Source organism: Neobacillus drentensis (assembly GCF_036965425.1).
GTDB lineage: Bacteria > Bacillota > Bacilli > Bacillales > Cytobacillaceae > Neobacillus > Neobacillus drentensis_F.
In genome coordinates, this window is sequence record NZ_JBALPP010000047.1 from 13,783 (window position 1) to 26,934 (window position 13,152).

Here is a 13,152-nt window from a genome sequence, read left to right on the forward strand (position 1 = left end):
TAATCATAGTATCAAACGTAACAATCATCTATTCATATATTTTTTTACACAATGTGTAACCGGTTACATATAACGATACAATCCCATTAAAAAGAGGGTATAAACATGAAAGAAATTAAGATTCTATCTCCATGCGGAATGCTAGGATATGGTTTTCCAGCCCGCTCCTTTATGAGGGGCTTTGAGGAAGAGATTCACGGTATTGTCGTGGATGCGGGCTCAACGGATGCGGGGCCACATAAGCTAGGGGCCGGCGTATCTATCGTCAGCAAACGGGCTCTAAGAAAGGACCTAGAGTTGATCGTCACCAACGGCGTCACCAGGAAAATCCCGATCATCATTGGCTCGGCAGGCGGAGCCGGCGCAAAGCCGCATGTCGAATCGACCATTGAAATCATTCAAGAAATACTAAAAGACCACGGACTCAAAGCGAAGATCGCGGTCATTTGGGCTGATTTTTCACAAGAGACGATCATCGAAGCGAATCGCAGTAACCGAATTCAGCCGCTGACGGCCAATATCCCGCCTCTGACAGAGGAAACAATCAATGAATCTATCAATATTGTGGCCCAGATGGGACATGAACCGATTTTAGAAGCATTAGAGAATGGCAGTGACATTATTATTTGCGGCAGGGCCTACGATCCCTCACCATTTGCCGCAATTGGAATCTATCATCAGAAAGATCCCGGCCTTTCCTATCATTTAGGAAAAATACTAGAGTGCGGCGCCCTATGTGCGGAGCCAGGGACAACCAAAGACAGTATTTTAGGAACGATCAAAGATCATTCCTTCACCGTTCAATCGCTGAATCCACAAAGAAAATGTACGCCGATCAGCGTCGCGGCCCATACGTTTTACGAAAAGGAACATCCCTATATTTTACACGGTCCTGGGTTTACTCTCGATTTGAGTGCTTGCGAGTTTCAAGAGATTAGTGAAGGTGTCGTTCAAGTCACCAACAGCCGATTGATCCCATCTGAAAAAACCTTTATTAAACTCGAAGGAGCGAAAAAAGCGGCGTATCGCACGTTTGTGATCGCCGGTGTTAGAGACCCGATCCTAATCGACAATATCGAAGAAATCGAGCATCGTGTAAAAGAGCAGACAGCTGAATATTATGCTGAAATCAATCCGGAAGACTATCAAGTGAATTTCCTAAACTACGGGATGAATGCCGTGCTTGGTTCAAAGGAGAATGCTCCGTTTAACGGTCATGAAATTGGGGTTATGTTTGAGGTTATTGCCAAGACGCAGGAGCTGGCCAACAGCATTTGTGCCACCGTCCGCTCTACTTTTCTACACTTTGGTTATGAAAAAAGAAAATCAACGGCAGGAAATCTAGCCTTTCCTTTTGCACCAAGTGATATCGAGTTTGGACCTGTCTATGAATTCTCCATCTATCATTTGATGGAAATTGATGAAAGCCCATTCCAAATCGAATACCTGGAGGAGGGCAATTAAATGGCAACCTTATTTGAACTAGCAAAAGTATTAAGAAGCAAAAATTCAGGACCCTTTGAAGTGACTTTGGATATTCTGTTTGATTCAAAGGATACGTACCAAAGAGTAAAGGATTCTGGAAAAATCAATGTTAAAACAATTTGTGATTTATATAATCTAACGGAAAATCAAGTTCATCACCTTGTTTTCTTTGACCAGGCTTTGGGGATCAAAATTACCATGGCGAGAGAGGTATCCTCGGGGAGCATTGGCGATCGTGATGTATACGGTGCCCAGCAGCACGCACCATTAATGGAGATAACAATAGAATAGGGCGGAGATGAGTATGCAGAAGATTGCAGTAGTAGGGAGTATTAATATTGATTATTTTGTGGAAGCAGACCGATTACCGAAGCTTGGAGAAACCCTGCTAGGAAATAGTTTCTTTTTATCACTTGGAGGAAAGGGTGCGAACCAAGCGGTAGCGGCTTCTCGTTTAGGAGGAAGCGTGGCGTTATTCGGCTCCGTCGGCGATGACGAAAACAGTAAGATCATCTTGGAAAATATGAAAAAGGAAAAGGTAACAGTTAATAACTTGAATGTTGCGGAAGGAACTACCACTGGAGCAGCCTTCATTGAATTGTGCAATAGTGAGAATCGGATTTTAGTTGTTCCGGGAGCCAATAATTTAACGGATGTATCCTATATTAAGACGGTTTCAGAGGAACTATTAAACTATGATGTCATTTTGTTTCAGATGGAAACGCCGCTTGAAATGATGGAATACATTGTTCCAATTCTCTATGACCATCAAAAAACGATCATCGTGAATCCGGCCCCGGCTCACAAAATCCGCCAGGACGTCCTGGAGAAAATCACGTATATCACGCCAAATGAGTACGAGTATCAAATGGTGTTGGACAGCGAGGATGCGATGGAAGTCTTGCTGGAGAAGTATTCAAACAAACTAATCATCACCCGCGGGACGGCTGGGGTATCGTATTTTGACGGCCAAGCCCTTATCAATGTTCCTGTTATCAAGGTGGAAGCAGTGGATACGACGGGTGCTGGCGATACGTTCTCAGGAGCCTTTGCGGTCGGAATAGCAGAAGGAAAGAACTTAAGAGAGAGTATCCGCTTTGCGAATGTTGCAGCCGGACTTTCGGTGATGAAAAAAGGAGCCCAAACTGGGATGCCTTACCGGCATGAGGTTGAACTTTTATTGAAAGAGGAGGAGGAACATGAAAATAAAGACCACTTTATCTAGGATTCGAAAAGATTGGGTCATCTATTTAATGCTTCTTCCAGCTATTGCCTACTTCGTGATCTTTAATATTGTTCCCTTAATTGGGATGAAACTGGCCTTTCAGGATTATCGGATCATTGGGGACAATCAATGGGTGGGATTAAAGCACTTTAAGGTGCTGTTTAGTTCCCCGGCTTTCTTTGATGTCCTGAAGAACACCATCATCATTAGTACGATGAAGATGATTTTTATCTTTCCGATTCCGATTATCTTGTCGCTGATGATTAACGAAGTGCGGGTCGGCCCGTTCCGAAAATATGTACAATCTGTCGTGTATTTGCCTCACTTCCTTTCCTGGGTCGTCATTGCCGGGGTTTGGATCAGCTTTTTAAATCCAGCCGATGGGGGCATCAATGTAATTCGGAATTTCTTCCAAATGCCATCGGTGGATTTCATGACAAGTAAGGAACATATCCGCTGGGTATTAGTCTTTTCAGAAATGTGGCGGACGGCCGGATGGGATTCGATTCTGTACTTAGCGGCCATTATGAAAATCAGTCCTTCCCTTTATGAGGCAGCGCGGATCGATGGGGCCTCCAGCTTGCAGCAAATGCGTTATATTACGCTGCCGGAGCTTGCAGGAACGATCGTCACCGTCTTTATTTTAAATCTTGGGTTCTTTATGAATGCCGGATTTGATCAGGTGTTCAACTTAATCAATGATTCCGTCATTAGTGTGATTGATATTTTAGATACGTACGTTTACCGGATTGGTATCCTGAACGGACAATACGCCTATGCGACAGCAGCCAGCTTATTTAAAGGTGTCATTGGTGTCGTATTGATTCTCGGAACCCATTTTATTTCGAAGAAAATTTCTGGAAAAGGCGTTTGGTAAAGTGGAGGTGAAGAGTTGAAAAAGCTTAGTTTGTCATCTGTGATTATTTATACCCTTTTATTCTTGCTATCCATTTCGGTCTTAATCCCGATCCTGAATTTACTGGCGATGTCCTTATCGGATCCGTTGAAGGTGCATGAGCTGAAGGGGCTGGATATTTTACCGAAAGGGTTCACTTTTTTAAACTATGAGATTTTGCTATCAAATCCGCTAATCCTGCGCAGTTTGGGTAACACGATTTTCATTACCGTTGCAGGTACAGCGCTTAATCTATTCCTGACCGCGATGGCCGCCTATGTGCTGGCTCGAACTAAATTTGTTGGGAAAAAACTAGTGATGTTTATGCTGATCGTCATCATGGTTTTCGAACCAGGAATGATCCCGGAATATCTATTGGTCAAAAACCTCGGTCTCTTGGACACGTATACATCGCTGATTCTTTATAAAGCGATCAATGTCTACTATTTATTTATCTTAATGAGATTCTTTGGCGATGTGCCGGAAAGCATTATTGAAGCAGCTCGCATCGACGGGGCCGGGCATTTCCGCATCTTTACTAGAATCATGCTGCCGCTTTCGAAGCCGGCCTTGGCAACATTGGGATTGTTTTACGGCGTTTATCACTGGAATGAATACTTCCGGGCAACGATTTATCTGACCTCTCCAAATAAATGGCCGCTGCAGGTCGTGTTACGACAATTTGTCGTCGAGCGGGATAATTCCTCCATGCTTGGACAGCTCGCTGTTGGATCCTATGAGCAAATCAAGAACTTGGACTTTGCGTCACTCCAGTCCGGAACGATTATGATTTCGATTGTTCCGCTGCTGATTTTATATCCGCTCATTCTTAAATATTATGCAAAAGGTGCGCTTGAAGGAGGTGTTAAAGACTGATACCTTCAAGCACATGCCAACTATTAATGATGATCACTAATTAAGGGGGAAAATGAAAATGAAGAAACTTTTGTTGTTGCTTTTTAGTGTTCTAATGATTTTTACTGCAGCCTGTTCAAAGGACAGTGCAGATACTGCTGCTAAAAAAACCAAGGACGGTAAAACAGTCATTCGTGTCGTAGCGAAGGATGATGCCCCGTCTAACCCTGCTTCTGTTAAGTATTACGATGAATTAGCGAAAGCATTAAAGAAAGATGAGAACTTAAATGTTGAATTCAAGCTTGTAGAAGTTCCTCAAGGTACGTATGCTGAAAAATTAAACCTATTGCTGTCAAGCGGCGATATCCCTGACTTGATCTATTTCCAAGGCGGAGACCAGCAAATGGCTCAGCAGGATTTATTAGAAGATTTAACACCATATATCGATAAATCTAAATACATTAAAGATATTATCCAGCCGCATAACAAAGAAAGATTAAAGAACTATCCATACTTACTATGGATCAAGCCTCTAGATCAAAAAACACCAGTCATTCGCAAAGATTGGTTTGACAAAATGGCAAGCTCTAAAGATTTAATGGCAGACCCAACTCCAGACAACTATTATAAGTTTTTAAAAGAATTGGTTACTAACCCTCCAGGCGGAGCGAAAAAGCCTGCTTATGCTTTAACGGCTGCCGGTGACATGGCAGAAATCGATGCGATTTTTAAAATGGCTTTTGGAATTAACCAAACATGGTTAAAGAACGACGGCAAATTTGAGTATTACAAAGTTTCTAAGCAGCAAAAAGAATTACTTGCTTACTATCAAAAGCTTTATAAGGAAGGCATTCTTGACCCTCAGTACTTAACAAAGCAATGGGATACAAAAGAAAAAGCCTTCTATGATGGCGAAGCAGCGGTTATCACAGGTACAAACGGTAAGGTTATCGATCTTTACAACAGCAAAATGACGGAAGTGAATGGCAAGCAGGCACAATTAGTGGTTCTTCCTGCAGCGAAAGGTGAATTCCAAGGCTACGGTGCAACAGATATTACGAAGGAATCCCGCGGATATGCGATTTCTTCCCAGTCTAAAAATAAAGATGTTGTCTTTAAAGTATTAGATTACCTGGCAAGTCCAAAAGGACAAATGCTTGATCGTCTAGGTTATGCAGGCGAGGAATACAATGTTGTCGATAATAAAATCGAGTTAACGGATAAGTACTATAGTGAGTGGTATGCAAGATATTGGGAGCCAACCAACTATCAGCCGGAAACACCATTAAAAACTCCGCTTCTAAGCGAGCCGGCATCTCAATCACAGCAAGCAGTACAGCAATACTATACAAAAGATAATAGCTTCATCATCCCAGAGAAATTCGTCACAAATTGGGATGCCATGGAAAACCTATATAAAGAATACTCTACCGATATTATCACTGGTAAGCGCCCTGTGAGCGACTTTGATAAGTTTGTTCAGGAATGGAAAAAAGCAGGCGGCGATGACGTGACAAAATATGCGAACGAAAACATTAAGTAAGGGGTTCTAAAAAATGGTTTCTTTTCAAGAGCGAGTAAGAGGGGTCCTTCTTTCAACAGCCTTAGGTGATGCTTTAGGAGCACCAGTTGAAAAATTGACCTATCAAGAAATTAAACAGCAATACGGCCGTGTCGAATCGCTCCATACTCGATGGTATAAGGAAGATGCACCGGCTGATGTCACTCTTGGAAAAAAACGTGGGCAAGGTATCGTCACTGACGATACCTTGATGACCACGGCTTTAATCCAGGTTTATTTAAAGGAAAGAAGACACCTTGATGCCTACGATTGCGGGAATGAATTTGTGAAAGAAATTGCTTTCAAAAAAACGTATATTCCGGAATTCGGCAGAGAGGCTATGATCATTGACCGGCTTTTTTATCCTGAGAAATATATTTTTATCCGGCATGTGCTGGCCAATTGTGAGCCACGGGAAGCTGGAATTGGAAATATGATCAATTGTGGTGCCGCTATGTATATAGCTCCTATTGGGATTGTCAATGCGGGCAATCCAAAAGCAGCGTATGATGAGGCGATCCTGTTTGCGATGGGCCACCAAAGCAGTTATGGATTGGAAGCGGCTGGCGTGTTGGCTGCTTGCGTGGCAAAGGCCTTTGAGGAAAACGTCACCATTGATGAGATTGTCCAGACGGCGATTTATTTTGCCAAGGATGGCACAAAGCAGGCGATTATCGAATTAACGGAAGCAGCCCGTCAGCTTCGTGATGAGCAGGCGGACATGGATCGGGTGATTGAGGTGTTCCAAGCGATTCTTGCGAAGTACTCTCCAATGAAGGATGATGTTCACCGCAAAATCGAGAAGGTCGGCATTCCGTCCAACCATTATACACCGAGCCGATTGTTTTCGATTGAAGAGCTGCCGTTGGCTTTGGCGTTTATCGTGTTAAATGACGGTGAGTTTTATAAATCCATCTATGACGGGATTAATTCTGGAAGAGATACGGATTCCATCGGGGTCATGATTGGTGTGATTCTTGGTGCGAAATATGGTTCTTCTGTGATTCATGATGAAGATATTCAACAATTGCAAACGGTCAACAAGATGGACCTTATCGGGACTGCGGATTCCTTTGCGGAAGTGGCGAAGGAAATCATCAGGGAAGACCTTGAGCTGAACGAAAGAAGAAGACGATATTTGGAAGAGTAAGGATTTGGAGTTGGAGGGAATCAGAGGTCTTCGGATTCCCTTCCGTTTTAAAACGGCTCAGAAGAGTACTGCGAGGAAAAGGAAGTGAGCGGGTTGTTAACTGCTAATTATTTGGAAAAAGTATACGCCGGTTTTCTAGGGATGAATGCCGGGATCCGATTGGGTGCGCCTGTTGAGCCGACAGAATGGACGCCGGAAATGATTCAAGATGTGTACGGTGACATAAAGGGCTACTTAAAAGACTATAAAACCTTTTCCGCTGATGATGATGCGAACGGTCCCGTGTTTTTCATTCGGGCATTATATGATGATGCCAAGAATCGGGAGCTTACCGCGGAGGATGTCGGCCGGGCATGGCTGAACTATGCCAGAGATGGAATCGGCATGTTCTGGTGGGGCGGAGAAGGCATCAGCACGGAGCATACGGCCTATAACAATTTAAAAAAGGGAATTCCTGCACCACAATCTGGTTCGACGGAGGTAAACGGGCTCACCCTTGCGGAACAAATCGGCGGTCAAATTTTTATAGACAGCTGGGGATTATTGTTTCCGAATGATGTAAGAAAGGCCGCCGATTATGCGGAAAAAGCAGCGAGTGTTTCCCATGATGGGAACGGTCTGTATGGCGCCCGCTTTATGGCTGCGTGTATCTCGAAAGCTTTTTCGGCTGGGTCTGTGGAGGAAATCATTGCGGCGGGGTTGAGCGAGATTCCGCAAGATTCCACTTATGCCAAGGTGGTTCAGGCTGTTTGCGATTTTTACCGAGCGCATCCTGATGATTTCCGTTTATGCCGTCAGTATCTTGAAGAGAATTGGGGCTATGACCGGTACCCGGGCATTTGCCATATCATCCCGAATGCCGGTGTTTGCATCCTTTCCTTATTATATGGTACAGGGGATTTTGCCCGAACGATTGAAATTGCGACAATGTGCGGCTGGGATACCGATTGTAATGCTGGAAATGTCGGCACGATTGTCGGTGTATGGGCTGGGATTGGTGCGATTCCGGACCATTATCGAAAACCAATCAATGACTTTATTGCGACTTCCAGTGTATCCGGTTATTTGAATTTGTTGGATATCCCTACTTTTTCCAAGTCATTGGCACTCTTGGGCTACAAGCTTGCGGGTGAGCAGCCGCCTGTTGAGTTAGCCGCGAGTTATAAGGAAGAAGAGATTTATTTTGATTTTACGCTTCCAGGCTCGACCCATGGTTTCCGGACGGATTTTCCTTTTAAAACGTTTTTGCGGCACAACGGGGATCATGGTTTTAGGAGGGACGGTTCTTTAGAGATTTTCATTGACCGGATGATTCAAGGTGAAAAAGGGAAAGTCTTCTATAAGCCATTTTATCGAAGAGAAGAATTTAATGATGAAAAATATAAACCAACGTTTGCTCCTCAAGTCTATAGCGGCCAAACGGTCTCGATGAAGGTGTTTTTGGAGAGGGTTAGGGGTTTAGAATTTATTGTTACTCCATTTGTACGGAATTCTTTTACAAAAGAAAATCTTTTATTGGAGCCTGTTGTCCTTATGGACGGGGAATGGAATGAGATTGAATTTATCGTTCCTGAAACCGATGGTGCGTTGATCGATGAGATTGGCATCATGATTGAAAGTCCTTCTCCTCTTGATAATCGCGGCTTTGGGAAATTGTATTTGGATGAATTCCATGTCTCTGGAAAGGGACGTTACTCCATTGATTTCTCCAAACAGGCGATTGAGTTTATGTGCGTGACGCCATTTGCTCATCATAAAGGCCAATGGTCGCTTGAGGATGGGAAAATGAAGGCGAGCAGCACGACGGATTGTGCGTCGTTTACGGGTAACTACTATACGAGGAACGTTAGGTTGAAGGCGGCCGTCCTTCCTGTTAAGGGGCAGCATCATGCCTTAGTATTTAGGGCTGAAGGGATCCTGCGAAACTATCAAGTTGGGTTCGATGGCGAAAATCAAGTTTCGCTGATTCGAAATGATTTCGGTCTTGAAAAATTAATCTCGGTTCCATTTGCTTGGAAGCATGATGAGGAATACCAGTTTGAACTGGTTTGTGAGGGAGCGGAAATCCGCTTTGCTATTAATGATGTGACTGTGGTTGCATTTGAGGATAGCCGCTACGAAAGAGGAATGTTTGGGTTCGCAATGAATGAAGCGGGCGAAGCGTTGATTTCTGATATTTTTGTGGAGGAATTGTAAACAGGTTAATGGGGTGCGGCGGCGGCAATTGTCGGATGGCGGAACTCAATCAGTAGAATGCGGTCCAATTGGCGGATAGCGCGTTTCAATCAGCGGATGGCGCTCCTCAATTAGCGGATAGTATCATCCAATCGGCGAAACGCCATTCAATCATTAGATAAGGCAGCATTTGCTGCCTTTCCTTTTATGAAAGAGCATTTCATTGCCCGAAGACAAGCAAAACTAGTGAATACGGTAAATGAAAGAGAGTTTCATTGCCCGAAAGGCAACAAAACTAGTGAATACGGTAAATGAAAGAGCGTTTCATTGCCCGAAAGGCAACAAAACTAGTGAATACGGTAAATGAAAGAGCGTTTCTTTGCCCGAAAGGCAACAAAACTAGTAAGTACGGTAAATGAAAGAGCATTTCATTGCCCGAAGACCAACAAAACTAATGAATACGGTAAATGAAAACTCGCCTATTCATCAAAAAAAGGAGACAAATATGGATCGTAACCAAGTTTATGACAGAGTGTATGGATGCCTGATCGGGCTTTCGGTTGGGGATGCCTTGGGGGCTCCGACTGAAGGGATGACGATGGAAGGCATTAGGGAGAAGTATAACTGGGTTGATGGCCTTGTTTCCGATGACCCTGTTGGAACGGATGACACCGAATATTCCATGCTGACTTCTCTTATTCTCTTAAAATATGGAGAAAACCTCACCTTGAGGGACATGACCAAAGAATGGACCGAGTTCCTGACCGATCAGGAAGGCGGCTTCAAAGGCGGGGGATTCAGTGAAGTAGATGCGATTTTCAACTTAAGAAAAGGCCTAAAAGCTCCTTACACCGGTATGGACAATCACGAAATGTGGAGTGATGGTGTAGCCATGAGGATCGCTCCTGTGGGCGTATACTTTGCAGGCGATCCTGAAAAGGCCGCGAAAATAGCGGAGATAGAAGCAAGAATCAGTCATGATCGCGATGGTGTCTATTGCGGGCAGGCGGTAGCGGCAAGTGTGGCGTATGCCATGACAGGCGACTCTTGGGAAAAAGCGATTCAGCATGGTCTTGATGCGCTGCCAAAAGACTCCTGGTCCTATCGCAAAATTCAGGAAGCGGTCAATATTGGCATGAAGTATGCCAACGTCCAGGATGCGATGGAAGAATTATATAACAAAGTGTCGATCTTCTATTATCCATGGGCCGATGTGGCACCGGAGGCAACGGCTTTGGCCTATGGTGTTTTTGCTGCTGCGAAGGGTGAATATATCCCGGCGGTTCTTGGCGGGACCAATATTGGAAGAGATTCAGATACAATTGCCTCCATGAATGGTGCATTATCAGGCGCCTTAAATGGGGCAGGAGTAATCCCGGAAGATTGGAAAAGAAGAATTAATGTCATTAAAGGTGTCTGTGTTAGAAAGACGAAGGGCATTGATATCCGAGACTTAAGTGAGAAATTTACCGATGTGATTGTTGGGAGGGGAAATCATGAGTAATCTTTTTGATAAAGCATATGGAGCGATGATGGGCTTGGCGATAGGGGATTCACTTGGATTTCCAGCCATGTATCATCGAACTTCTGTCCTCCCGACCAGACGAAGAAACCGGCTTTGGGATTTTAGCAAGCAGACAGATGAATATCGAATCAATAAGTTTTCCCTGCCGTTTACGCATGCCATGGATGAAAGAATACTAGATTTTTCCGGGACGGATGATACTGAGTTTGCCATCATTTCGGCGTTAACGTTAATCAATTGTCAAGATTATAGTGAAGCGGAATTTTTCGAACAGTGGAAAAAGCTTGTTGTTGATCATGAAGCGGAGATCTGGAGCGGCATCAGCGAACGGGCGTCCATTGATAATATCAAAAAAGGCTTGAGCTGGCCTGCATCCGGGAATGATAATCCCCATCATTTTGACGATGGAGCGGTTGCAAGGGCTGTTCCAATTGGGCTTAAATTCCATGGCCAGCCTGAAAAAGCGGCGATGATTGCTGAAAAAATGGCTTCGATTACCAATGCGGCAGATGGAGTGTACGCAGCAAAGGCAATGGCGGCCAGCATTTCGGTTGCCATCGAAGGCGCATCCGCAGCCGAGATTGTGGAAGAAGGATTAAAGTATGTTCCCGAGAACACATGGTTAAGAAGAAAGATCGATCAGGCATTTTCGATTTTAGAATCGGTGGGCGGCAATGGTTTTGCGGCTGTGCCCCTTTGGAACCAACAAATCGTGAATTCTATCTATAATTATGGCAATATAGCTCCCGAGACGCTGGCGGCTGCCTATGCGATTTTTACCGCAACGGAAGGTGATTTCGAAAAAGGGATCCAGCTATCCCTCATGCTTCCGAAACAGGCAGACAGCATGCCGGCTATGGTGGGAGCCCTGTCCGGAGCCGTTCAAGGAATGGAAAAAATACCGGCGACATGGCTCGATACATTGGATACGTTGAAAGGGTTCAGTATCCCGCATTTAAAAGGCCATACCATTTCTGGAACCGTTAAAAGTTTGATTGAAGGATAACATGAAAAAAATTATAATGAAGGAAACAAGGCCGTTGGTTGAGGAGAAAAGTCGTGACTAAGAAAAAAGTGACCATTCGTGATGTTGCAAAAGAAGCCGGGGTTTCGGTTGCAACCGTATCAAGATTAATTAATAACATTAGCTATATCAGTCAGGAAACCGAGCAGAAAATCCAAGAGGTCATGAAGAGGCTTGATTATCAACCGAATGAGATTGCCAGAGGTCTTGCGAAGCAGAAATCCAATACCATTGCCCTGATTATTCCTGATATTACAAACCCATTTTTCCCGGAACTTGTGATTGCGATTGAAGAGTTTGCCAAATTAAAAGGTTACAATTTAATATTGGTGAATTCCCATGATGCAGATTTGAAGGATCCTCGTTTTTGGAAGGATTTCCAAAGCAGGTATATAGATGGTTTTATTCTGGCATCGTTCGATTTCAATGAAGAAGTCCTCAAAGGTATAGAAAAATTAAAGATACCATTTGTGAAAGTTGATCGTGCCGCTGATTTTCAGTCGAATGACTCGATTGGTGTTGATAATTATAAAGGAGCTGTCATGGCGGTTGAACACCTGATTGAGATTGGCTGCCAGAAAATTGCTCATATCAGTGGTCCTGGGTCCTTTTCGCCTTCGATCGACCGAATTAGGGGTTATAAAGATACGATTTCGAAATACTTCCCGAATCAAAGCCCAATTGTTTTTCAAGGTGATTTTTCCATGGAAGCCGGCAAACAATTAACGCAGCGAATGCTGGAAGAGCATCCGGATATTGATGGAATTTTTCTAGGGAACGATATGATGGCAATTGGATCGCTTAAGGCATTGAAAATCCTAAAGATCCAGGTTCCTGTCGATATCGCTCTAATCGGGTTTGACGGTATCAAGATTACGGAGATGGTGGAACCGGAACTAAGTACCATCAACCAGCCGATTTATAATATTGGTGTGGCAGCCACGAATAAATTAATTCATTTTATTGAAAACACGCAGGATACCAATCAATATGATTTGGATGTCCGGTTGATCAAAAGAGAATCTACGCTGGGATTTATAAGAAGATAGCTATCTATTTGGATAGCTATTTTTTTATGTAATAGGGCTCTTAATTCCCGAGCGGGGGAGAATTCCGGTACAACGGTAATTAATAAGGGTTCCTAATGCCCGAGCGGAAGAAAAATTCGATCCAACGGTAATTAGGGAGGGCTCCTAATGCCCGAGCGGAGGAAAAATTCGATCCAACGGTAAATAGGGAGGGCTCCTAATGCCCGAG

The 13,152-nt window shown here is 43.9% G+C and carries 11 protein-coding genes; all 11 read left to right on the top strand.

The genetic code is table 11. The features are described 5' to 3' along the window. Positions 1–105 precede the first annotated feature (105 nt). The gene (locus V7161_RS13080; RefSeq protein ID WP_335445553.1) at positions 106–1,464 is read left to right on the top strand and encodes an acyclic terpene utilization AtuA family protein; all 1,359 of its coding nucleotides are present in this window, start codon (positions 106–108) and stop codon (positions 1,462–1,464) included. Continuing rightward, complete coding sequence (locus V7161_RS13085) at positions 1,465–1,776, top strand: DUF4387 domain-containing protein (protein ID WP_335445554.1); 312 nt, start codon at positions 1,465–1,467, stop codon at positions 1,774–1,776. Positions 1,777–1,789: 13 nt separating this feature from the next. Further along, positions 1,790–2,710 carry a ribokinase gene (rbsK, locus tag V7161_RS13090; RefSeq protein WP_335445555.1) on the top strand — a complete coding sequence of 307 codons (921 nt, stop codon included), beginning with the start codon at positions 1,790–1,792 and terminating at the stop codon, positions 2,708–2,710. Continuing rightward, positions 2,685–3,587: an ABC transporter permease gene (locus tag V7161_RS13095; RefSeq protein ID WP_335445556.1), complete on the top strand. Its 903-nt coding sequence runs from the start codon at positions 2,685–2,687 to the stop codon at positions 3,585–3,587. The genes rbsK and V7161_RS13095 overlap by 26 nt, the downstream gene beginning before the upstream one ends. 15 nt (positions 3,588–3,602) lie before the next feature. Next, on the top strand, positions 3,603–4,481 hold the full coding sequence (locus V7161_RS13100) for a carbohydrate ABC transporter permease (RefSeq protein WP_335445557.1): 879 nt from the start codon (positions 3,603–3,605) through the stop codon (positions 4,479–4,481). Positions 4,482–4,539: 58 nt separating this feature from the next. Further along, on the top strand, positions 4,540–6,003 hold the full coding sequence (locus V7161_RS13105) for an extracellular solute-binding protein (protein ID WP_335445558.1): 1,464 nt from the start codon (positions 4,540–4,542) through the stop codon (positions 6,001–6,003). A 13-nt stretch (positions 6,004–6,016) separates the two neighbouring features. After that, positions 6,017–7,171: an ADP-ribosylglycohydrolase family protein gene (locus V7161_RS13110; RefSeq protein WP_335445559.1), complete on the top strand. Its 1,155-nt coding sequence runs from the start codon at positions 6,017–6,019 to the stop codon at positions 7,169–7,171. A gap of 84 nt (positions 7,172–7,255) precedes the next feature. Then, a complete protein-coding gene (locus tag V7161_RS13115; RefSeq protein WP_335445560.1) occupies positions 7,256–9,367 on the top strand; it encodes an ADP-ribosylglycohydrolase family protein in 2,112 nt (703 codons plus the stop codon). A gap of 484 nt (positions 9,368–9,851) precedes the next feature. Then, the gene (locus tag V7161_RS13120; RefSeq protein ID WP_335445561.1) at positions 9,852–10,850 is read left to right on the top strand and encodes an ADP-ribosylglycohydrolase family protein; all 999 of its coding nucleotides are present in this window, start codon (positions 9,852–9,854) and stop codon (positions 10,848–10,850) included. Next, on the top strand, positions 10,843–11,877 hold the full coding sequence (locus V7161_RS13125; RefSeq protein ID WP_335445562.1) for an ADP-ribosylglycohydrolase family protein: 1,035 nt from the start codon (positions 10,843–10,845) through the stop codon (positions 11,875–11,877). The genes V7161_RS13120 and V7161_RS13125 overlap by 8 nt, the downstream gene beginning before the upstream one ends. Before the next feature lie 53 nt (positions 11,878–11,930). Then, positions 11,931–12,944, top strand: coding sequence for a LacI family DNA-binding transcriptional regulator (locus V7161_RS13130; protein ID WP_335445563.1), 1,014 nt, complete (start codon positions 11,931–11,933; stop codon positions 12,942–12,944). Positions 12,945–13,152: the final 208 nt, after the last annotated feature.

Bases quoted from the DNA above. Each gene is read 5' to 3' on its own strand.
- V7161_RS13080 (WP_335445553.1), top strand. From the start codon at position 106: ATGAAAGAAATTAAGATTCTATCTCCATGCGGAATGCTAGGATATGGT.
- V7161_RS13085 (WP_335445554.1), top strand. From the start codon at position 1,465: ATGGCAACCTTATTTGAACTAGCAAAAGTATTAAGAAGCAAAAATTCA.
- rbsK (WP_335445555.1), top strand. From the start codon at position 1,790: ATGCAGAAGATTGCAGTAGTAGGGAGTATTAATATTGATTATTTTGTG.
- V7161_RS13095 (WP_335445556.1), top strand. From the start codon at position 2,685: ATGAAAATAAAGACCACTTTATCTAGGATTCGAAAAGATTGGGTCATC.
- V7161_RS13105 (WP_335445558.1), top strand. From the start codon at position 4,540: ATGAAGAAACTTTTGTTGTTGCTTTTTAGTGTTCTAATGATTTTTACT.
- V7161_RS13110 (WP_335445559.1), top strand. From the start codon at position 6,017: ATGGTTTCTTTTCAAGAGCGAGTAAGAGGGGTCCTTCTTTCAACAGCC.
- V7161_RS13120 (WP_335445561.1), top strand. From the start codon at position 9,852: ATGGATCGTAACCAAGTTTATGACAGAGTGTATGGATGCCTGATCGGG.
- V7161_RS13125 (WP_335445562.1), top strand. From the start codon at position 10,843: ATGAGTAATCTTTTTGATAAAGCATATGGAGCGATGATGGGCTTGGCG.